This window comes from Bacillus sp. NTK034, from assembly GCF_017303275.1.
GTDB lineage: Bacteria > Bacillota > Bacilli > Bacillales > Cytobacillaceae > Cytobacillus.
Map to the genome: position 1 here is coordinate 207,268 of NZ_JAFKOJ010000008.1, position 19,076 is coordinate 226,343.

The 19,076-nt window shown below is 40.8% G+C and carries 25 protein-coding genes and 2 riboswitches; of the genes, 19 read left to right on the forward strand and 6 right to left on the reverse strand.

Annotation, left to right across the window (positions count from 1 at the left end):
- Nucleotides 1–100: 100 nt before the first annotated feature.
- From JI665_RS21300 to clpP, 5 genes are all read left to right on the forward strand, one after another.
- Nucleotides 101–724 carry a YhbD family protein gene (locus JI665_RS21300; RefSeq protein ID WP_206843836.1) on the forward strand — a complete coding sequence of 208 codons (624 nt, stop codon included), beginning with the start codon at nt 101–103 and terminating at the stop codon, nt 722–724.
- A gap of 20 nt (nt 725–744) precedes the next feature.
- On the forward strand, nt 745–1,458 hold the full coding sequence (locus tag JI665_RS21305; protein ID WP_206843988.1) for a polymer-forming cytoskeletal protein: 714 nt from the start codon (nt 745–747) through the stop codon (nt 1,456–1,458).
- Nucleotides 1,459–1,732: 274 nt separating this feature from the next.
- A riboswitch (ZMP/ZTP riboswitch) is annotated at nt 1,733–1,811 on the forward strand.
- Nucleotides 1,812–1,878: 67 nt separating this feature from the next.
- Complete coding sequence (locus tag JI665_RS21310; protein ID WP_206843839.1) at nt 1,879–3,078, forward strand: phosphoglycerate dehydrogenase; 1,200 nt, start codon at nt 1,879–1,881, stop codon at nt 3,076–3,078.
- Between the two features lie 184 nt (nt 3,079–3,262).
- Entirely contained in the window at nt 3,263–3,937 is a 675-nt protein-coding gene (locus tag JI665_RS21315) for a sigma-70 family RNA polymerase sigma factor (RefSeq protein WP_206843841.1), read from the forward strand.
- 26 nt (nt 3,938–3,963) lie between these two features.
- Nucleotides 3,964–4,545 (forward strand): ATP-dependent Clp endopeptidase proteolytic subunit ClpP, encoded by a 582-nt coding sequence (gene clpP, locus JI665_RS21320; RefSeq protein ID WP_035329466.1) that lies wholly within the window; start codon nt 3,964–3,966, stop codon nt 4,543–4,545.
- Nucleotides 4,546–4,589: 44 nt separating this feature from the next.
- Here clpP and JI665_RS21325 read toward each other — a convergent pair whose 3' ends face one another.
- A complete protein-coding gene (locus JI665_RS21325) occupies nt 4,590–5,249 on the reverse strand; it encodes a GntR family transcriptional regulator (RefSeq protein WP_206843844.1) in 660 nt (219 codons plus the stop codon).
- 291 nt (nt 5,250–5,540) lie between these two features.
- On the opposite strand from JI665_RS21325, the gene brnQ reads away from it, so the two are divergent.
- Nucleotides 5,541–6,893, forward strand: coding sequence for a branched-chain amino acid transport system II carrier protein (brnQ, locus tag JI665_RS21330; RefSeq protein WP_206843846.1), 1,353 nt, complete (start codon nt 5,541–5,543; stop codon nt 6,891–6,893).
- 139 nt (nt 6,894–7,032) lie between these two features.
- Nucleotides 7,033–7,136: riboswitch (purine riboswitch) on the forward strand.
- 129 nt (nt 7,137–7,265) lie between these two features.
- Entirely contained in the window at nt 7,266–8,135 is an 870-nt protein-coding gene (locus JI665_RS21335) for a 5'-methylthioadenosine/S-adenosylhomocysteine nucleosidase (protein ID WP_206843848.1), read from the forward strand.
- Nucleotides 8,136–8,455: 320 nt separating this feature from the next.
- On the opposite strand, the gene JI665_RS21340 is transcribed toward JI665_RS21335, so the two are convergent.
- Nucleotides 8,456–8,761, reverse strand: coding sequence for a winged helix-turn-helix transcriptional regulator (locus JI665_RS21340; protein ID WP_019382679.1), 306 nt, complete (start codon nt 8,759–8,761; stop codon nt 8,456–8,458).
- A 147-nt stretch (nt 8,762–8,908) separates the two neighbouring features.
- Here JI665_RS21340 and JI665_RS21345 point away from each other — a divergent pair, with 147 nt between their 5' ends.
- From JI665_RS21345 to JI665_RS21375, 7 genes are all read left to right on the forward strand, one after another.
- Nucleotides 8,909–9,313, forward strand: a complete 405-nt coding sequence (locus JI665_RS21345) for a DoxX family protein (protein WP_206843850.1) — start codon at nt 8,909–8,911, stop codon at nt 9,311–9,313.
- A gap of 17 nt (nt 9,314–9,330) precedes the next feature.
- Entirely contained in the window at nt 9,331–10,179 is an 849-nt protein-coding gene (locus JI665_RS21350; protein ID WP_206843852.1) for a VOC family protein, read from the forward strand.
- Nucleotides 10,180–10,202: 23 nt separating this feature from the next.
- Nucleotides 10,203–10,793, forward strand: coding sequence for an NADPH-dependent FMN reductase (locus JI665_RS21355; RefSeq protein WP_206843854.1), 591 nt, complete (start codon nt 10,203–10,205; stop codon nt 10,791–10,793).
- Between the two features lie 117 nt (nt 10,794–10,910).
- A complete protein-coding gene (locus JI665_RS21360) occupies nt 10,911–11,639 on the forward strand; it encodes a ZIP family metal transporter (RefSeq protein ID WP_206843855.1) in 729 nt (242 codons plus the stop codon).
- 76 nt (nt 11,640–11,715) lie between these two features.
- Nucleotides 11,716–12,000: a YrhK family protein gene (locus JI665_RS21365; RefSeq protein ID WP_206843857.1), complete on the forward strand. Its 285-nt coding sequence runs from the start codon at nt 11,716–11,718 to the stop codon at nt 11,998–12,000.
- A gap of 104 nt (nt 12,001–12,104) precedes the next feature.
- Nucleotides 12,105–12,314: a DUF2187 family protein gene (locus JI665_RS21370; RefSeq protein ID WP_206843860.1), complete on the forward strand. Its 210-nt coding sequence runs from the start codon at nt 12,105–12,107 to the stop codon at nt 12,312–12,314.
- Between the two features lie 198 nt (nt 12,315–12,512).
- Nucleotides 12,513–13,238 (forward strand): MOSC domain-containing protein, encoded by a 726-nt coding sequence (locus tag JI665_RS21375; RefSeq protein ID WP_206843862.1) that lies wholly within the window; start codon nt 12,513–12,515, stop codon nt 13,236–13,238.
- A gap of 64 nt (nt 13,239–13,302) precedes the next feature.
- Here the strand turns inward: JI665_RS21375 and JI665_RS21380 are convergent, their stop codons facing one another.
- Nucleotides 13,303–14,523, reverse strand: a complete 1,221-nt coding sequence (locus JI665_RS21380; protein WP_206843865.1) for an MFS transporter — start codon at nt 14,521–14,523, stop codon at nt 13,303–13,305.
- 417 nt (nt 14,524–14,940) lie between these two features.
- Between JI665_RS21380 and JI665_RS21385 the strand changes: the two genes are divergently transcribed.
- From JI665_RS21385 to JI665_RS28720, 3 genes are read left to right on the forward strand one after another with little or no spacing between them, the layout of a single operon-like run.
- Nucleotides 14,941–16,218, forward strand: coding sequence for a hypothetical protein (locus tag JI665_RS21385; RefSeq protein ID WP_206843867.1), 1,278 nt, complete (start codon nt 14,941–14,943; stop codon nt 16,216–16,218).
- 22 nt (nt 16,219–16,240) lie between these two features.
- Entirely contained in the window at nt 16,241–16,378 is a 138-nt protein-coding gene (locus JI665_RS21390) for a hypothetical protein (RefSeq protein WP_206843869.1), read from the forward strand.
- Nucleotides 16,379–16,380: 2 nt separating this feature from the next.
- Entirely contained in the window at nt 16,381–16,509 is a 129-nt protein-coding gene (locus JI665_RS28720) for a GNAT family N-acetyltransferase (protein ID WP_244671272.1), read from the forward strand.
- Between the two features lie 34 nt (nt 16,510–16,543).
- Here JI665_RS28720 and JI665_RS21395 read toward each other — a convergent pair whose 3' ends face one another.
- Nucleotides 16,544–17,032: a J domain-containing protein gene (locus JI665_RS21395; RefSeq protein WP_206843871.1), complete on the reverse strand. Its 489-nt coding sequence runs from the start codon at nt 17,030–17,032 to the stop codon at nt 16,544–16,546.
- A 207-nt stretch (nt 17,033–17,239) separates the two neighbouring features.
- Between JI665_RS21395 and JI665_RS29035 the strand changes: the two genes are divergently transcribed.
- Entirely contained in the window at nt 17,240–17,368 is a 129-nt protein-coding gene (locus JI665_RS29035; protein ID WP_280516118.1) for a hypothetical protein, read from the forward strand.
- Nucleotides 17,369–17,485: 117 nt separating this feature from the next.
- Here JI665_RS29035 and JI665_RS21400 read toward each other — a convergent pair whose 3' ends face one another.
- Nucleotides 17,486–17,728 carry a DUF2164 domain-containing protein gene (locus JI665_RS21400; protein WP_019382696.1) on the reverse strand — a complete coding sequence of 81 codons (243 nt, stop codon included), beginning with the start codon at nt 17,726–17,728 and terminating at the stop codon, nt 17,486–17,488.
- Nucleotides 17,729–17,845: 117 nt separating this feature from the next.
- Entirely contained in the window at nt 17,846–18,022 is a 177-nt protein-coding gene (locus JI665_RS21405; RefSeq protein WP_206843873.1) for a hypothetical protein, read from the reverse strand.
- A gap of 90 nt (nt 18,023–18,112) precedes the next feature.
- Between JI665_RS21405 and JI665_RS21410 the strand changes: the two genes are divergently transcribed.
- The gene (locus tag JI665_RS21410) at nt 18,113–19,075 is read left to right on the forward strand and encodes a LacI family DNA-binding transcriptional regulator (protein WP_206843876.1); all 963 of its coding nucleotides are present in this window, start codon (nt 18,113–18,115) and stop codon (nt 19,073–19,075) included.
- The last annotated feature ends 1 nt before the right edge of the window (nt 19,076 follow it).

A 19,076-nucleotide genomic window follows, 5' to 3' on the forward strand; every position in this document is an offset into this window, starting at 1 on the left:
CCATAAATTTGTCGAAAAATATCAGAAAAAAATGAATAAAACAACATTGTAACGTAACAGTGTTATGTTACAATGGTAACATTAGAAAGGAGTCCTGGAATTGAGCGATGAATTAATTTCAAAAAAAGAAGTCCTTGATCTAACTGGGATTTCTTATGGGCAGCTTTATCGGTGGAAAAGGAAAAGCCTGATACCGGAGGATTGGTTTGTCAGAAAATCAACCTTTACAGGGCAGGAGACTTTTTTCCCAAAAGAGAAAATTCTGGAGCGGGTCGATAAAATACAAAAGATGAAGGATAGCCTTTCGCTGGATGAGCTGGCAGATGTGTTTTCTCTGAATGCTTCACATCTGAAGCTGACAAAGGAAAGTCTGATTGCTAAAGGGATAGCTTCTGAACCGGTTATGAATATCTTTCTCGAAACTCAGGGGGAGCTTAAAGAATTCAATTACCATGAGATTTTGAAGCTTTATATACTTTCCATCCTGCTTGAATCGGGAGATATCCATATAGAGGAAGGGAAAATGCTCCTTCAGTTATTGAACGATCATCAAAGTATCCTGCAGCAGCCAAAAGCTGTTATTTGCTTTATTCGCAAACTTGGAATGTCCAGCTGCCTGGTTTCGGTTAACGGGGAACAAGTCCTGCTTGAAAAAGGAACAAAAGTGGCAGCCACTTTATCGATAGAACATTGTGCAGAGGAATTAAAATCCAAATTGGCATAGGGGGAAAATTTGCTGTGAATATGAAAACGCTAGGGAACTTAATAATTAATGGAGTTGGATCGTCTAATGGAGGTTCATTTGAAAAGGTTGAATTAAATGGCAAGGGAACTGTAAACAGTGATATTGAATGCGAGAGATTCCTTTGTAACGGTACGGGCACTGTCCATGGAAACGTAAAAACCGAAAAAGGAAAGATCAGTGGTGCAGCAAAAATCCACGGAGCTGTTAAAGCTGAATCCCTGATTATCAATGGCTCGGCTGCCATTTCTGAAGCCGTCAGCTGTCAAAAGCTTGAGGTCGCTGGGAAATCCTCTATTGGAGGCTCTGTAAAATGCGATGTAATCGATGTGAATGGAAAAGTATCTATTGAGGGAGACTGTGAAGCGGAAATCTTCAGTGCTGAAGGGACTTTTTCAGTAGAAGGTTTACTGAATGCAGAAACGATTGATATTAAGCTTTTTGGAGACAGTAAAGCGAAAGAGATTGGCGGCAGAATAATTAAAGTGACACAGCATAGAGAGACCCTATTTAAATTAATCAAATCCATCTTTCCCTTGAAGCTGGAGGCAGATTTAATTGAAGGGGATGACATCGAACTCGAAGGCACAGCAGCTCTTGTCGTAAGAGGGAAAAATGTAAAAATCGGCAAAAATTGCGAGATTGGGCTTGTCGAGTATTCTGGCGAGTATGAATGTTCCCCAGAAGCAGCAGTTACAGAACTTCGCAGAATCTGATAAAGGAGAGAGGTGAAGGGAAACAGTTTATTAATAATTACTTTCGGATAGTCCAATTTTATTTCCAGATAAAATGCTTCATTTCTTAGAACAGAATACCAGCAATTAATATGCATACAGCTGAAAGGAAAATGTTATTCCAATTACTAACTTCAAAAGCATATGTACAAAATAAGAAAATATACTGTAAAAAAATAAAAAATAATTTTAATAATGTAAGCGCTTTAAAGGGTTGAAGTTTTCAGAAGACTTTGATAAGATTTAAAAAACCGAAAAGGCTATGTGTAACTGGCGAGACGCGGATCACCGCGAGGGAGCACATAGTGTCGAAGCCGTTCGCCTGGGCAGAGGTAAGGGATTCTACCCTTGCCTCTTTCTGTTTTAAAATCTGACAAAGTTAGTTGAAAAGGGGAGAATCCAGTGAGTACCATGACTTTAGACAGAGTAAAGACGATTAAAACATTGAATGCGATTGCGCCAAGCGGTCTTGAGGTGTTTAACAAGGATCAATTTACAATCGATAATGAAAGCGGCAATCCGGATGCGATTGTCCTTCGCAGCTTCAATATGCATTCAATGGAATTGGGCGATCGATTAAAAGCAATTGCCCGTGCAGGCGCGGGTGTAAATAATATCCCGGTTGAGAAATGCACTGAGCAGGGCATTGTTGTTTTTAATACTCCTGGTGCCAATGCAAATGCAGTAAAAGAAATGGTGCTTACTTCCTTAATGGCGTCATCCCGCAATCTCTTTGCCGGCATCGCCTGGACCAAAACGCTGAAAGATGAAGGAGATCAAATTCCAAAGCTTGTAGAAGCAGGGAAAAAGCAATTTGTCGGAAAAGAAATTAAGGGGAAAACTCTCGGTGTAATTGGATTGGGAGCAATCGGGGCACTTGTGGCCAATGATGCACTTGAACTTGATATGGATGTTATAGGCTTTGATCCATTCATTTCAGTTGATACGGCCTGGAACTTGTCCCGCAATGTTCAGCGTGCCATGACCATTGAGCAGGTGTTTGCAGAATCCGACTATATCACTGTACATGTTCCATTAACCGATGATACAAGGGAAATGTTCAATGAAGATACATTCAGCATGATGAAGAATGGTGTTCATATTTTGAATTTCTCACGCGGAGAGCTTGTGAATGAATCAGATATGGCAGCAGCGCTTGAGAGCGGAAAAGTGGGCAAGTATATTACAGACTTCCCAAATGAAAATGTCCTGAAAATGAAAAACGCTGTGGCAATTCCGCACCTTGGCGCTTCAACAAAAGAATCTGAGGAAAACTGCGCTGTCATGGCAGCACGACAGGTGAAGCACTTCCTTGAAACAGGCAATGTTAAAAACTCAGTGAACTTCCCAAATGCTGCTCTTCCTTACACAGGCAAGCGGCGTGTCACTGCTTTTCATAAAAACATCCCAAATATGGTCGGCCAAATCACGCTTGCCATTTCAAGCTACCAGCTGAACATCGCAGACATGGTGAACCGCAGCCGCGGTGAATATGCGTATACCATGATCGATATCGATAATAAAGTCAATGGCGAAGTGGTCCCTGGACTGCTTGAACAGATCAATCAAATTGACGGCATTGTAACGTCACGAATTATATAAAACTGCAGCCTCAATTCCAATGGGATTGGGGCTTTTTTTTGGATTGAAATCAAAAAAGGTATATGAGCAGGATAATATCAGCTATCCTTAGAATAAAATGATAATAAATTATAATTACCCCGTATCTTTTAGTTCTCTTATTCCGTTATAGAAGCAGAGATGTATTAAAGGAGTGAACAGGTTTATGAAGCAAGGGAAAGTTCAGGCTGAATCAAGGGATTTCTTAGAGCAGAAGGAAAGATGTATTGCAGATATCTATCCTTCACTGCAGCGTTATAGCCGGTTTCTTGCACAGAGCAGCTGGGATGGGGACGATCTTGCCCATGAGGCAATCATCCGCGCTTATAAAAGCTACTCTCCGGAGAATATCAATCAGGCTCTTTTGAAGAAGATTGCCTATAATTGCTGGATGGATACTCTTCGAAACAGAAAGCGGGAGCAGCTGGAAGAGTCGCCTGAAAGTGAAATGAAGAATTACAGCACCGATCGAGGAGAAGCAATCAGCCATCTCATTAACCGTCTGACATTAAAGCAGGCTGTTATTTTTACTCTAAAGGAAGGGTTTCGATACAAAACAAAAGAGATTGCGGATATCCTGCAGACCACTGAATTTGCAGTGAAGTCCTCGCTGAACCGTGCTCGGAAGCAGCTACAGCACTCAGTTGAAGATGAGACTGAGGATTCTTTTGCAAATGATGAAGAAGAAAAGCTTTTTCATCTGCTGCAGCAATCTGTGGCTGCGGAAGATCCGTCCATCCTGGTAAAAACCATACCTTTTCTGCGATCCCTGGAAAGCCAAGCAAAGAAGCCTGTACTGCCAGTTCCATCTCCTTCTAATACTCTCTGCATGGCGGCATAGATCCGCAATGAACTGGAGGGATACAGGTGACAGCAATACCATATGTAATTGAGCAGTCAAGCAAGGGAGAACGTTCCTATGATATTTACTCACGGCTGTTAAAAGACAGGATTATCATGATAGGAGAAGAAATTAATGATGTGGTTGCCAATAGTGTGATTGCCCAGCTGCTATTTCTTGCAGCTGAATCTCCTGAAAAGGATATCTCTCTTTATATTAATAGTCCGGGCGGTTCGACCACCGCAGGGTTTGCCATCTTTGACACGATTCAATATATAAAGCCTGATGTGAGAACGATTTGTACAGGAATGGCCGCATCATTTGGTGCTATGCTTCTCCTGGCAGGAAAAAAAGGAAAGCGCTACAGCCTGCCGAACAGTGAAATCATGATTCATCAGCCTCTGGGCGGTGCTCGAGGCCAGGCAACCGAAATCGAAATTTCGGCGAAGCGGATCTTAAAACTGAGGGAGCATATAAATGGAATTATTGCAGAAAGAACTGGCCAGCCTGCAGAAAAAGTGGCGCGGGACACGGACCGCGATTATTTCATGACTGCTGAAGAAGCAAAGGAATATGGGATTATCGATGAAATTATCTACAAAAGCTAGGATAACGGAAAAAGCAGCCGAAGGAGGCTGCTTTTTCCGTTTGATCATTTTTCCTCGGAGTAGTACTCGTCAATTGCTCTAAGCCAGTTGACACGTGCAATGTGTCCGGCTTTTTCTCTGTCTTTTTGTTCAAATGCTTTTAATATATCTTCATGTTCTTCTATAGAACGCTCTTTCAATATAATTGTTTTATTGTAGTAAAGCCGCATGACATGAGCCTGAAGCATGGAAGCTGTATTCGTAATATAAGGATTCTGAGCAAGATCTATAATAATATTATGAAACTTCTCATCCTGCTTCAAAGCTGTGAAGGTATCTCCTGCAATTAGAGCTTTAGCGAATTTATGATTAATATCCCTAAGTATATTAATCGTTTCCTGGCTGATAACAGGAGCTGCCAATTCTGCAGCAAGTGCCTGCAATACGCCTAATGGGGGCAGGATTTTACTAATATCTTCAGGGTTAACTGAAGTGACCTGCGTTCCAACTCCGGGAAACATTTCGACGAACCCCTGAACATTCAGCAGCTGAAGAGCTTCCCTGATGGGGGTTCGGCTGACGCCTAACGCTTTGGCAAGATCGGCATCATTCAATTTTTCTTTCGGCTGTAGTGTGCCGTCAATGATCCACTCCTGGATTTGGGAGAAGGCGCGATCCTTGGCTGACACACGGGTAGGTGATGAATAATTGGAGGGTATCGGCATAGCTGTAACCACCTTTTCATTTCATGCAATTTATCTGTGAAATTATAGTTATTTCCAATAGATTATAAATTTAGTATATAGAAGTATCTTGAAAAATTCAATATATCGCATGATTCGACAAAAAGTTTTGTGCGATATATTGCATAAGTATTTTGAATATGTTATCTTGAGTTATGCAATATATTACTAGCGTACAAAAATAATAATGTTACAGCGCTATAATATTTCAGAAAATTTAAATTTAATAAAATCAGAATCATTTAGACAGACAGATTAATAGGAGGAATTGAAATGACCAGCAAAATACCATTCTCATATATTGTGACAGTTGGTTTTATGCTCTTTGCCTTATTTTTTGGGGCAGGAAACTTAATTTTCCCTGCGATGCTTGGCCAATCCGCAGGAACGAATGTATGGTCAGCGAACGCTGGCTTCATCATGACAGGTGTAGGTTTGCCTCTTCTTGGTATACTGGCTTTGGGCTTCTCGGGAAAAAGTGATCTGCAATCACTGGCGAGCCGTGTCAATCCATTGTTCGGACTGGGATTCACAGTGGCCCTGTACTTATCAATTGGACCGCTTTTTGCCATTCCGAGAACAGCTACAGTGTCATACGAAATCGGAATTAAGCCATATCTATCAGAAGGAAGCGGATCAGTTGGCTTAATCGTATTTTCAATTATTTTCTTTGGAATTACCGCTTTTTTCTCTTTGAATTCTTCAAAGATTGTTGATATCGTAGGAAAATATTTAACACCGATTCTTCTAATTGTAATCGCAGTTTTAATCGGCGCTGCCTTCTTTAATCCAATGGGAGCATTCCAGGCTCCGACTGAATCCTATATGAATGGTGCGTTCTTTAAAGGGTTCCAGGAAGGCTATCTGACAATGGATGCTCTGGCAGCATTTGTATTCGGTATTATCGTTGTAAATGCTGTGAAGGAAAAAGGCGCAGTAACTAAGAAGGATATCATGGTATCCATTGCGAAGGCTGGTGTGATTGCTTCAGGTCTATTAGCAGTCATTTATACATCGCTTTCATTTATTGGGGCTTCAAGTGTCAGCGGTCTTGGAGCATTGGATAACGGGGGTGCTGTTCTATCTGGTGCATCTTCCCATTACTTTGGCTCATTTGGTATGCTGCTTTTAAGTGTCATTGTGTTTGGTGCATGTTTGACAACCAGCATCGGTCTAATTACAGCTTGTTCTTCATACTTTAATAAACTGATGCCAAGAGTTTCTTACAAAATGTTCGTCATTATTTTATCAATATTCAGCGCGGTTTTTGCCAACTTTGGCCTTAGCCAGCTTATCGCCATTTCCGTCCCTGTCTTGGTGGGAATCTATCCATTGGCCATTGCATTAATGGCTCTTACTTTCCTGCATCCATTCTTTAAAGGCAAGAAAGAAGTTTATCAGGGAAGCATGCTATTCACATTTGTGGTAAGTTTGTTTGATGGTTTGAATGCAGCAGGCATTGCGTTTGCGCCAATCAATGACCTATTCAGTGCGATCCTTCCTTTATATGATGTGGGGTTAGGCTGGATTGTCCCAGCTATCGCAGGTGGTCTGATCGGTCTGGCTGCTGCTGCCATAAAGAATAACAGCCAATCATCTTCTGCTGATGCCAAAAAAGCAGCATAATGATTAGAGCCTCCAGTTTAATACTGGAGGTTTTTTTATGGATTAATATTGATGAATTACGAATGTTTAATAGTTAATATGTACTAATTGTTCGTATTTCAGTTGAATTCTCACAAGCTATTTGTTATATTGGCATTGTAATCTTACTAATTTCATCACTCGTATATGCTCGGTAATATGGTCTGAGTGTTTCTACCTGGTTCCCAATCAAAGAACCGGACTACGGGTTAAAGTATAGGAAAGGCCGCAATCTTTATTGCAGCTGCTTTAACTCTATGGTCTGGAAGGTAGAAATCATTCTGCTTTTACAGGCCTTTTTCTATGATTAGAAATTCGGGTGTATCAGACAACAAGAAAAGGGGAGAACGTGCAATGAAAAAGAAATTAGCTTCACTCGCTGCGATTGCAGCACTATCTGCAGCGATGCTCGCAGGATGCTCTTCGGCAGGAAAATTAGAAACCGAGGCTGAAGGAGCCCAAAAGCCAATTCTTATCCAGGGGCCAATGCCGATCGAGGCTGAAAAGTTTGCTGAACGATTAGATAAAGTTAAAGTAGAAAAATCAGGTAATTTTGTTTTTTATAAAGGCAAGCTGGACAAGTACCCGGTTATCGTAGCTAAAACCGGAAAAGGCATGGAAAATACAGCAGCTGCCACAGCAATCGCCATTGAAAAGTATGATCCAGCTGCCATCATCAACCAGGGGACTTCAGGCGGCCATGATCCGGGCTTGAATGTGTATGATATCGTTTTAGGAGAAAGAACAGTCAATATCGGATCATTGAAGACTGGTCATTTGGAAGCAGGGGAAGGGATTGAACCAACTAATTGGATCCCAATGGACCTGATGGCTTCTGAGGGAAGTGCCGGTGAAGACCCTGATGCCGAAAAGATTCGTTATTATGAGGGAGATGAAAATCTTCTTGCTGCTGCCAATGCAGTTAAAGATAAGCACAAGAAGGGCAAAGTAGTCGAAGGGACAATCGGTTCAGCGGACCTATGGAATAACGAAGTAGACCGCATCAATTGGTTTCATGAAAACTACGGAACATCGGTAGAAGAAATGGAAGGCGCTGCAGCAGCGCAGATTGCCGGAGCATACAATGTTCCATTCCTGGGAATTCGTATTCTTTCTAATAATAAAACAAACGGAGGCCAATACGACCCCAACACTGCGGCCGCAAACCAGGATTACGTATATGAAGTTGTAAAACAGTATATTTCAGAGATAAAAGGAAAGTAAATTTGCTGTTTACCTATTCTGACAGAAGAAGGACGAATCCTAGAGAATGAGTCCGAACGCAGACAACCTTCAGACAGCGTAAGGATAAATCCGAAGAGTTGCTTCTGAAGTCAGGGGACCTTCGGACAGAGTAGGATAAATCCGAGGAATTGAGTCCGAAGTCGAGGCACCTTTGGACAGAAGAAGCAAGATTTTCGGAGGGAATGAGTCCGAACTGGCTCGCCAGTCAAAAAAGAAATAACCAGGATCAAAGAGATAACGCAAAAAAGAGTCTTCCAAAAAGGGAGGACTCTTTTTTGATATTCATATATAAATTAAGCCTATAACCAGTTCTGCGACCATTTTTCTATTTCTTTCATCAGCGGTTCCATGGCCAGGCCTTTTTCTGTCAGGGAATATTCGATTCTTACAGGAGTTTCAGGGTAAACTTCGCGTTTTACGACCCCCTCATTCTCCAGGTCCTTTAACCGGTCTGAAAGAACTTTGCCGCTTATCCCGATAGAGGATTCTATACTGCAGAACCGCTGCGGCCCGTTAAGCAATTGATAAATGATCAATCCGGTCCAGCGCTGGCTCAATATGCCTATGGCTTTTTCAAATCTTGGACAAATTAGCGACTTTTCCATAATAATCACTCCTTGTTTCTTATTATAGTCATAAACCGGAAATAATTAAATCACTTTTTATAAAATAATTACTTGACGAAAATAAATATCAATTATATACTAACTTACATAAAGTAAGTAACTAACATTAGATTCAAGGAGGAAAACATGAACAAAAACGAATTAGGCCATTTCATTCTGCGTGTAATTTTAGGATTTATTTTCTTTATTCATGGATTATCAAAATTTCAGGGAGGCATAAGCAATACTGCCGGCTTCTTCGACAGTATCGGTATTCCGGGTTTTATGGCTTATGTCGTTGCCGTAATCGAGCTGGCAGGAGGCATAGCGGTGATTCTGGGTATTGGCACAAAAATGGTTTCTGTACTATTTGCTTTCATCATGCTGGGAGCGATCTTTACTGCTAAGCTGTCCGCAGGCCTGCTGGGGAACGGTCAAATGGCTGGATATGAATTAGATTTAATCCTGCTTGCAGCATCGATCTATTTTGTATTAGCTAAGGAATCACCACTATCTCTTGGGAGCAAATTAATACAATCAAAAGCAAACTAGTGGGAGGAAAAATTCACATGAACTTTCATCAAAAACCGATTACCTTTGTAGCTCAGGTCAATCTGAAAGTACAGGATCTGGAACGGTCACTTGCATTCTATAAAGAAGTAATTGGATTTAAAGTGTTAACAAAAACAGAAAGAACTGCCCAGCTGACTGCTGATGGAAAAACGGCATTGCTGACCATCGAACAGCCGGAAAATGTCGAACCTGCAATAGGAAGAACAACAGGTTTGTATCATTTCGCCCTGCTCCTCCCAAAGCGTTCTGATTTGGCTAAGATAGTACGTCATTTCGTCGAGATTGGGCTGCAATTTGGATCATCGGATCATCTTGTCAGCGAAGCACTTTATCTGTCAGATCCGGATGGCAATGGGATAGAAATTTACACTGACCGCAACCCTTCTGAATGGACATGGAAAAACGGGGAGGTAAATATGACTGTTGATCCTCTGGACTTCCCTGACCTGCTGTCAATTGGGCAGCAGCAGTCCTGGAAGGGCCTGCCTGGCGGTACGGTCATGGGGCATATCCATTTGCATGTAGCAGAACTGGCGCATACCGAAACGTTTTACAGTGAGGGGCTTGGATTCGAAGCAGTCTGCCGATATGGCACACAGGCACTGTTCATTTCGAGCGGAAAATATCACCACCATATTGGTTTGAATACATGGAATGGGGTAGGAGCGCCGCAGCCTTCAGAGAATAGTGTTGGGCTACAATCCTTCAGGCTCATTTTTGAAAATGAAGAAGCCGTAGACCAGGCAGTAGAAAACTTGAAAAAGATAGGCGCGGCTGTGTCTGTTGAAAATAATCAGGCGGTTACTGAAGACCCTTCTGGAAATCGAATTATTATAGGAGTTTAAATTATCATCAGGTGGTGTGAGTCATGGGTTTTTTTAATCAATTATTTGGAAGAAAATCTAAGGAGGAACAAACAATGAGCGAGAAATTAAACATTGGGATTATCTTAGGGAGCACACGTCAGGGGAGAGTCAGCCCACAGGTCGGTTCATGGGTAAAAGAGATTGCCGATAAACGCGGAGATGCCAATTATGAGATTATAGATATCGCTGATTTCAAATTGCCATTCTTAGGTGAAGCGGATTCGCAAGGAATTGCTGCATGGAATGAGAAGCTTAATAGTCTGGATGGATTCATTTTCATCGTTCAGGAATATAACCACAGTATTACAGGGGCATTAAAAAATGCACTTGATCTAGCCCGTGAACCCTGGAACAATAAAGCTGCAGGAATTGTAAGCTATGGGTCAACCGGCGGTGCGAGAGCTGCTGAACATCTGCGCGGAATCATGGGTGAATTAATGATTGCTGATGTACGCGTGCATCCAACATTGTCTTTATTTACTGATTTTGAAAATGGTACAGTATTTAAACCTCAAGATCTTCATCTCAATAATGTGAACGCAATGATTGACCAGGTGATATCCTGGAGCGGTGCATTAAAAACCATTAGATAGAGTCTAAGCAGAACCCTCGAGGTTCTGCTTTTTTAATCTTATTCTGAATAGTGGTTTTTAGGATTGGCCAAAAGGAAATAATGAGAGAAACAAAACAAAATGGAAGGAGTGAACTTGATGTGGAATGCTGCACTATGGGGAGGGGTCTCTGGATCAGCAGTCCTTTTTGGCGCATTGGCAGCGATGTTTTTGCCCATCCGGAAAAAAATGATCGGTTACATTATGGCATTCGGAACAGGTGTCCTGATTGGTGCTGCCTCCTATGAGCTGCTTGGGGAGTCAGTCCATAACGGCGGCTTAATTCCGACAGGCATTGGATTTTTGGCTGGAGCAATTATCTTTACCCTTTTTGATATCATGATTTCAAACAAGGGGGCTAAGAACCGGAAAAGGTCCGGCCATAAAGCAGCAGCCAGCAGCGGTATAGTCCTTTTTACCGGGACCATTATGGATGCCATTCCAGAATCAATCATGATCGGGACAAGCCTGCTTGAAGGAGGTAAGGTGAGTTTTCTATTGGTGACAGCCATTTTTATCAGCAACTTTCCGGAAGGCCTTTCCAGTACTTCGGGAATGAAAAAGAGCGGCTATTCAAAAAAGAAAATTATCCTCCTTTGGAGTTCGGTATTTGTCATTGCGGGAATTGCTTCGATGGCTGGATACATATTTTTGGATGGAGCTTCAAAAGAGGTCCTGTCAGGAATTGCAGGCTTTGCTGGTGGTGCAATTATTGCCATGGTGGCTTCCACGATGATGCCTGAAGCCTTTGAGGACAGCGGACCGATGACCGGATTCATTGCAGCTACCGGTTTGCTGGCTTCATTGGTGCTTGATCATTTTTCATAGTATTTTCCAGAAATTAACTATATATTAATGAATGTTTGGCACCTTATGTGGAAAAGACAAAACAGAGGTGTTATTCATGAAGATTAGAAATATAGTTAGGGAACAGCAGGAAGATGTGCATATTGAAATAGGCGACTACGAAATGATCATTGAAAAGCGATATAGGGTAGTATCATTTATTAATGATCTGCTCCTGGGTGTTTTATATTTTATCGGAAGCATATTGTTTTTAACAGATGTCAGCCAGGCGGTTTCGATATCATTTTTCCTTGCAGGAAGTATTATGATGATTATCAGGGCAGGCTTAAATATATTGAAGGACCTTCATATTAATAAGATTACAGGACCAAAGAAAGAGTAAGTTAATTTGAAAATGAAATGGGTTTTGCGGAAGGATGAAACGGCAATACTAGCCTCATAGCGAAAACCAGCTAAAAAAATTAAAGTATTTAAAGGAGAATGGCGATGGCTGAAGAAACAGAAAAGGTAAGCAAAGGTAAAAAAGCAGATGTCGGCGATACGATCAGCATCTTAAGCGGTTCCGAAAAAGGGAAAAAAGGCAGAGTAATCGTGGTACGGGATAACTCAGTCATTGTGGAGCTTGGAATTAATCCGAAAAAGGATGAGCCCATCAAAACGGTGATCAGCCATAAGCGCTATAAAGTCGAAAAATAAAAAGGGAGGGTTAAAGGTGAGATCTGAGCAAAAACGAACTTCTGCGTCCATACCTGCTGACGTCCGTGAAAAAATTATTCAAGCGGACAGGGATGAAAAAGCAAAGCGACAAACAAAACGGCCGCAGTAAATGATATCCATGACAGCCGAACGCGCTGTCATGGATTTTTCATTTGGTTGAAGGGAGTGGAATGGAAGGTGCTAATAGGACATATTAAAAAGATTGTCCGCTATCCGGTGAAAAGCTTTTACGGGGAAAGTGTGAAAAAAACAAACGTAATGGATTATGGACTCTATGGTGATCGCAGCCATGCCTACCTGGATGAATCAAGGCCGGGGAAATATTTGACGATTACTCAGTTTCCCAAAATGGTCAGATATAAAGCAGAGTTTACGGGAGAGGAAAATGAGAACTTATTTCCTCCAGTAAGAATAACTACTCCCGACGGCAGACGGATCCCCTGGGATGATAAAGAATTGTTAAAAGAAATGGAAGACCATTCTTCCAGAAAAATCACTCCTGTGAAATATAGTCCTGTTCATGTACCTGTAGGAGCAATAGAAGAGGAAAACATTCTATTAGTGACTGACGCGTCCCTGCAAAAAATGAAAGAGATGTGGGGCAAAGAGAAAATGGACTTCCAGCGGTTTCGCCCGAATTTAGTCATTTCCCTGATAAAGGACGATCCTTTTGCTGAGGAAAAATGGTTTGGGAAGACAATGAAAATTGGCAGTGCTGAGATAAAAGTTAAGCGGCATTGCGAACGGTGTATGATTATTACAGTAGATCCAGAGAGCGGGGAGCGGGATTCCAGTTTGCATAAAAAGGTTATCAGTGAAAGGGATAATCATTTTGGGGTGTATTCCTCTGTCATGAAAACTGGTGAGATTTCAGCAGGGGATGCGGTTTATCTTTTTAATTAATATATGTTTGCTCCTCGTCAATAAACTAAGTTATAGCGGGCCCAGTTCATAAACTGGGCTCTTTTTATACACCTTGACTCATTCTCTTAACTTTTTTTTGGGTCCCAGCAGCAAAGACCAGGACGATAATGCTTGCCGATATTAATGTCCCATGGAAGAGCCAAACCATTTTAGCTAATGAGAATACTTCCAGTACAAGAGGGGCGGCAGCAAATCCAAGTGCAAAGCCGAATGATTTTAAAAGCATGCCTACTCCAAAAATTCTGCCTCTGATATGGTTGTCTGTCTTCTGCAGAATTGTGGCATGCAGAGTCGTGAAACCCGCATCAAAAATTCCAGTTAAAAAGGCAAACGGCAGAATAATCCATAAGCTATGATTGGACAGGAAGGTGATAAAACCTGCCGACATAAACATGGCGGATACAAAGCATGCAAAATAAAGGCGGTTTTCCCGGAGGCTTTTTAATTTTGGCAGAATCATGGTTGCTGAAACTGATCCAATTCCCCATACACCCCAGATTAATCCGTAGTAAAAACTTTGTTTGCTGCTGTCGATATTCTCGGCCAGCAGCGGAATCCCCAAATTATGCGAAGCACCTGCGAATGCCCCAATAAGAAAGACAATGTTGACAAGAAGCAGCATCGGCTTCACCAAAATAAAGGAATAGACTTCTTTCAAATCTCTGCCGATGATTGCCAGTTTATCTTTAAAGCCGCTGCTGATCCTTTTTCTTACAGCTGATTCCGACGTTTGCCATTTCATTTTTAATAAAACGAGTGCTGAAATGATGTAGGTTGCGGCATCAATGATTAAAGTTACCTGGTATCCGAGGAAATCAGTTATGACTCCAGCCCCGATAAAACCAAATACCAGACTGACAGATGTTAATCGGGAAATTAACGCATTTGTTTCCAGTACTTTATCCTCGCCAAAAATCTGAGGGATTTCGGCGCTGTAGCTAACTGCAAAAAAGCTTGATGTCAATCCGATAAAGAAGCAGACAATGAGAATCATGATTGGATTTGGAAACGGTATTAAGCTTAAAATGATGACAGCCCGGAATACATCCGTCCAAATCATAATTTTTCGGCGGTCAAAGCGATCGGCCAAGACCCCTGAAAAAAGGCTTGATAAAACGCCGCCAAGTGTCCTGATGGCCATGGTCGCTGCAAGCCAGGCAGAGCTTCCGGTGGCCGCATACATGAGCACATTTATGGCAATCAGGTCCATGAACGTGCCCAAATCGGAAAAAGCTTTTACATACAAAAAAATTTTGCGGTTCATGTGAGTCTCCCAGATTTTCAAAGATGTTTTCTGTTTTATTTTAAAGATTTTGAATTTAATTCGCAATACGAAATTTCAGATTTTTATTTTACTGATTCTGGCATTTTTTATAAAGGAGAATCACGTAAGAATGTGGAATAAATTGATTGGTGAAATTTTGAAAGCAAGACTGGATCACTGATGAAAGCAGCCATTGATACAAAGAAGGTAAGAGAATGAACAACGTATTCGGGAACCAAATAAAAGGACTTGATTATAAAATATGCAAAGGTGCTTACGCTGTAATTTTCAATTCCTGTTTATGAATGTACGAAATGACCAGCTGTCATCTTGACGGCTTTTTTCAGCTTTGTTGGCGGGATAAGGTTTATTATCAAATTACTAAGTGCCAAGATTCATCAAGAGAGGGGTGCTTATATGGAGCTGGAAGAAAAAAGGGAGTCATCTAAACGTTTGAGGCTGATTAAAAAGGTCATATGGGGAATATCGATTATTTCGACCCTCTTAGCAATGTTTTATTTAGATATGCAAAAGTTACACAAGGAAGAAAAACCGCCAATGCCCACTGTATTATTTGGGGAGCAGGAGTTAGATCCGATCTTAAGCACTTATACTTGGAACGCAGGAGAAAATGTGAAGGAGATAAAAGATCTCACGAAATTGATTGAATATCAGCATGCAGAATTTCGAGAGAATCTTAACATAGAATTTCCAAAAAATCAGCAGCCAATCTTCATTGCAAGAGGAAACTATTATAATGGCGAAATTAAAGTAGAGCCCTATCAAACTCTGTATCGTGGATTTACACTTTTAGGAAACGAATCGCGCAAAGAAATATATTCTATAAAAGCCTACTGGAAGGATGGCAAGCGGGCTGAATATATCATACCTGTTAACATTAAAGAGGTTAGTCCGGAAAAGAACTATCTTGCAAGAAATAAAGGGTATCATTCACTTCTGATTGTTGGAGATACTGATAAAAATGTAATTGATGAACTTTATTCTCAACCAGTTCACTTTCTTTTCGAAACAAGCAGTTCATTAGGTCTAAAGGATGTAAATGCTATTTATCCTGAATTGCAAGTAAAGGAAGAGCCTAGTTATATATTATTTGATCATATGAAGGAAGCATTTCGCGCAGCTTCTATAGAAGAGTTAATAAAATATATGAAAGATAATACGTATTCTAAAAAAAGCACAATAAAGGGAAACGTTATAAAGCTGGATCGAGATTTGGGAGTAATCCAAGTGGATGATAAAGTTTTTACTGCTGCAGATATGGAAGAGGTTAAAGTTGGACAGAGAATCTCTATAGAGGTGAATCAGTTAAATAAGGACATCCCTTACTATCGAATAACCGAGAACATCAATGTGATAAAAGCTCCTGACACGGTCTTTTCCGCTGCTAAATGGCTAGCGAAGGATGCTGAAAAGGTTTCTATTCTTGCTATTGGACCATCTGCCTTTACTGAGCAGTTTAAATCTCCAAATAAGGAAGATTTCAAGCTGGTGGAAAACATAGAGATTCAAGAGACACTAACATTAAAAAATGGAGAGGCAGTCACAGATGCTGCTGTTTATGTATTTAATGATAAGGAATTAGTTTTCCAGACGGACGAATTTGACCAGCTGCTGAACTATTTATTTGAGTTTGAAATGTTAATGCCTGCTAGAAAGGAAAGAAACGGGCTTTAGTGCAGCGAAAGGGGGATAATTGGTGGGTACTCCAATTATCAAAACAGACAGATTAATGTTAAGAAAAATGCAGAAAAGCGATCTGCCTCATTTAATGGAAATTTTTCCCGACTCGGTGGCCATGAGGTATCGCTCCACCAAAACGAGTGGGCAGGCCTAAGATTGGATCAGCTGAGCTTAAAATATAAGAAGCTGGTTTCTATTATAAATGTGAACAATCTTGCTTCTATCCGTGTTGCCGAAAAAGCGGGCATGAAAATGGAAAAAACATTCCTCAGATCCGGAAATTAGATGTATGTATATTCCATATCAAACGTTTAGAATTCTAGAAGATGTTTTTATAATGCTCAGTAAACACCTTAAAAAGCCTTTCGTCTCCGCCGCGGTCTGGATGGAGGGCTTTTAGAAGTTTCTTGAATTCTTTTCGGATCAATTGCAAATCCTCATCAGGCTTCAGGCCCAGGAGCTTTGCAGGCTTGATTTCTTCATCATCAATCATCTTTTGTGCTTGTATCATTTTCTTCAATGATTTAACTTTGGATTCCTCTATTTGGACACGGGTATTCAGGATCTCCATTTGTCCCTTAAGATCTTTAACTTGCAGAAGGATCCCTTCGAGTTTTTGCTGATAAAGCTCTTCCTGTTTTTTGAAGATGAAATCAGTGAGATCCTTCGTCTTTATTGTGTAGCTGATTTGCCTCCTGGGACTTCGTTCCGCTTTTATTTTTCCTTCTTCTATCCAGCGCTCAAGGTCTGCGTCATTCGCCTTAATTCCAGCTTTGTGTAATTGTGCCACAGCATCAGTAATGTTCATCTTTCATGCTCACTCTCTATAAAATCTATTTATCAGTCAAAAATATCATATCACTGAACACTTTCAGAAAAATAACAAGCAGATGACATAGTATTAAAGTTTATTTACACTGGTAACGCCATTATTTCGAATAACTGGAATTATTAGAAAAATAGGTGGAATCTTGATATAATGTAAAAAACTGGACGTGGGAGGATGGAGATAATCATGAAGAAAATGTTCAAATTTGCAGTATGGGTCGCTGCTCTACCGGTTATTTTGCTGTGGACAATCTTTTTTGATTCGAGCGGCAACTCTGCCATGTTTGTGAATGACGTATTTAATGATAAGAAATAGGTTAAAGAAATTGAATGGGCAGCTGGACTCCCGCATATCCTCATTCGGTTCCTTTGAGTCTAGATGAGGGAGTCTTATGCCCGTCAGATTGCTATAAAGTCAAACACCAACCAACAATTATTTTATAGGACGCTCGAGAGTCAGGATTTCATCCTCCATTGAAGCATATTGCTGCTCTACTACATGCTTTACATCTGAAATCGCTGCATTATAGAAATGAGGGGCCAATGACTCTTTAACAAAATCCAGCACCCTTTCTGCACCGAACTCAGATATTTCTTCATCTCTTTCCTCAGAGAAAAAAATCTGGATATCCTCGATCATCTTTTGCTGCTGCTCTTTTGTTATTTTTAAAAACATATCATGCCTTCCTTTCGGTTTTGGATACATGTTACTATACACAGAAATTTCTTCAAAAGGGAGACTGTAATTTTTAAAAGAAATATGTACAGCAGGAAAATGGAAGCCTCCCGCCAGCTACTTATGTGATGAGTCATCGCTATAGACATCAAAGAGAAGTCTGTAATAATCTTTCACATAAATATCTTTGTTTTCAGCCTTTTTTTTTGGATAGAGTGAAATAGGGATAGATGACAAGGCAAGAATCGAACTGCATAATAGAACCAGATATAAGATTCCAGTTAGAATGTACATACAGGATACCTCCTTTAGTTGTTAAAAAAAGCTTATATTATGAAACGCATTTCAGAGCAAGAAAAAAAGTGAAAAAAATTAGGTGGTTTTATGGCAAATATAAAAGACATTGCTAAAAAGGCCGGGGTTTCAGTTACAACCGTTTCCAGAGTGCTGAATAACCATCCTTATGTGAGTGAGGATAAAAGGGGAGCTGTCCTGCAGGCGATGGAGGAATTCAATTATCAGCCGAATATCAATGCTGTTCATTTGAGTAAAGGGGAAACACTTCTTATAGGAGTCGTGGTTCCTTTTACCAATCATCCTTATTTCGGCCTGCTTTTAGAAGGGATTGCAAATGAGGCCATGAAAAACAACTATAAATTAGTTCTTTTTCAAACAAATTACGAGCAAGACAGGGAGATTGAAGCTCTAAAGATGCTGCAGCATAAACAAATCGACTCTTTAATTATTTGTTCCAGAATCTGCGAATGGGATGTCATCAATCAGTTTACCGAGTATGGCCCCATTGTTCTATGTGAAGATGCGAGGAATCATAATGTGTCCTCTGCCTTTATCGACCATTACATGAGTTTCTCTAGTGCTTTAGAGTATCTGCATAATAAAGGGCATCAGAAAATCGGGTATTGCATTGGAAGAAAGACGGGTGCCAACAGCATGCAGCGCGGAAAGGCTTATGCTGATTTTTTAATACGAATTAACGAACGGCATAACGAAGAATATATATTCTATGAGTGTCTGAATTTTGAGCATGGCGAAGAAGTGGTTCGCCGCATATCGAACATGGATAATCCACCGACAGCTTTGCTGGTAACAAGTGATTTTGCTGCTGCCGGAATTGTAACCTCCTGCAGGGAAAAAGGCATCCATATTCCGGATGACCTGGCAATCATGGGGTTCGATAACCAGCCAATCGCCAAAATCATGCACATTACAACACTTGAAATACCGCTGGTTCAAATGGGACGGCAGCTGCTTCTTCAAGCGATTGATGGTAAAAAGCACACACATGAGGAAATATCGGTGAAGCTGATCGAACGGCAAACGGTATAGC

Bases quoted from the DNA above. Each gene is read 5' to 3' on its own strand.
- JI665_RS21305 (WP_206843988.1), top strand. From the start codon at position 745: ATGAAAACGCTAGGGAACTTAATAATTAATGGAGTTGGATCGTCTAAT.
- JI665_RS21315 (WP_206843841.1), top strand. From the start codon at position 3,263: ATGAAGCAAGGGAAAGTTCAGGCTGAATCAAGGGATTTCTTAGAGCAG.
- JI665_RS21325 (WP_206843844.1), bottom strand. From the start codon at position 5,249: ATGCCGATACCCTCCAATTATTCATCACCTACCCGTGTGTCAGCCAAG.
- brnQ (WP_206843846.1), top strand. From the start codon at position 5,541: ATGACCAGCAAAATACCATTCTCATATATTGTGACAGTTGGTTTTATG.
- JI665_RS21335 (WP_206843848.1), top strand. From the start codon at position 7,266: ATGAAAAAGAAATTAGCTTCACTCGCTGCGATTGCAGCACTATCTGCA.
- JI665_RS21340 (WP_019382679.1), bottom strand. From the start codon at position 8,761: ATGGAAAAGTCGCTAATTTGTCCAAGATTTGAAAAAGCCATAGGCATA.
- JI665_RS21345 (WP_206843850.1), top strand. From the start codon at position 8,909: ATGAACAAAAACGAATTAGGCCATTTCATTCTGCGTGTAATTTTAGGA.
- JI665_RS21350 (WP_206843852.1), top strand. From the start codon at position 9,331: ATGAACTTTCATCAAAAACCGATTACCTTTGTAGCTCAGGTCAATCTG.
- JI665_RS21355 (WP_206843854.1), top strand. From the start codon at position 10,203: ATGGGTTTTTTTAATCAATTATTTGGAAGAAAATCTAAGGAGGAACAA.
- JI665_RS21360 (WP_206843855.1), top strand. From the start codon at position 10,911: ATGTGGAATGCTGCACTATGGGGAGGGGTCTCTGGATCAGCAGTCCTT.
- JI665_RS21365 (WP_206843857.1), top strand. From the start codon at position 11,716: ATGAAGATTAGAAATATAGTTAGGGAACAGCAGGAAGATGTGCATATT.
- JI665_RS21370 (WP_206843860.1), top strand. From the start codon at position 12,105: ATGGCTGAAGAAACAGAAAAGGTAAGCAAAGGTAAAAAAGCAGATGTC.
- JI665_RS21380 (WP_206843865.1), bottom strand. From the start codon at position 14,523: ATGAACCGCAAAATTTTTTTGTATGTAAAAGCTTTTTCCGATTTGGGC.
- JI665_RS21385 (WP_206843867.1), top strand. From the start codon at position 14,941: ATGGAGCTGGAAGAAAAAAGGGAGTCATCTAAACGTTTGAGGCTGATT.
- JI665_RS21395 (WP_206843871.1), bottom strand. From the start codon at position 17,032: ATGAACATTACTGATGCTGTGGCACAATTACACAAAGCTGGAATTAAG.
- JI665_RS29035 (WP_280516118.1), top strand. From the start codon at position 17,240: ATGAAGAAAATGTTCAAATTTGCAGTATGGGTCGCTGCTCTACCGGTT.
- JI665_RS21400 (WP_019382696.1), bottom strand. From the start codon at position 17,728: ATGTTTTTAAAAATAACAAAAGAGCAGCAGCAAAAGATGATCGAGGAT.
- JI665_RS21405 (WP_206843873.1), bottom strand. From the start codon at position 18,022: ATGTACATTCTAACTGGAATCTTATATCTGGTTCTATTATGCAGTTCG.
- JI665_RS21410 (WP_206843876.1), top strand. From the start codon at position 18,113: ATGGCAAATATAAAAGACATTGCTAAAAAGGCCGGGGTTTCAGTTACA.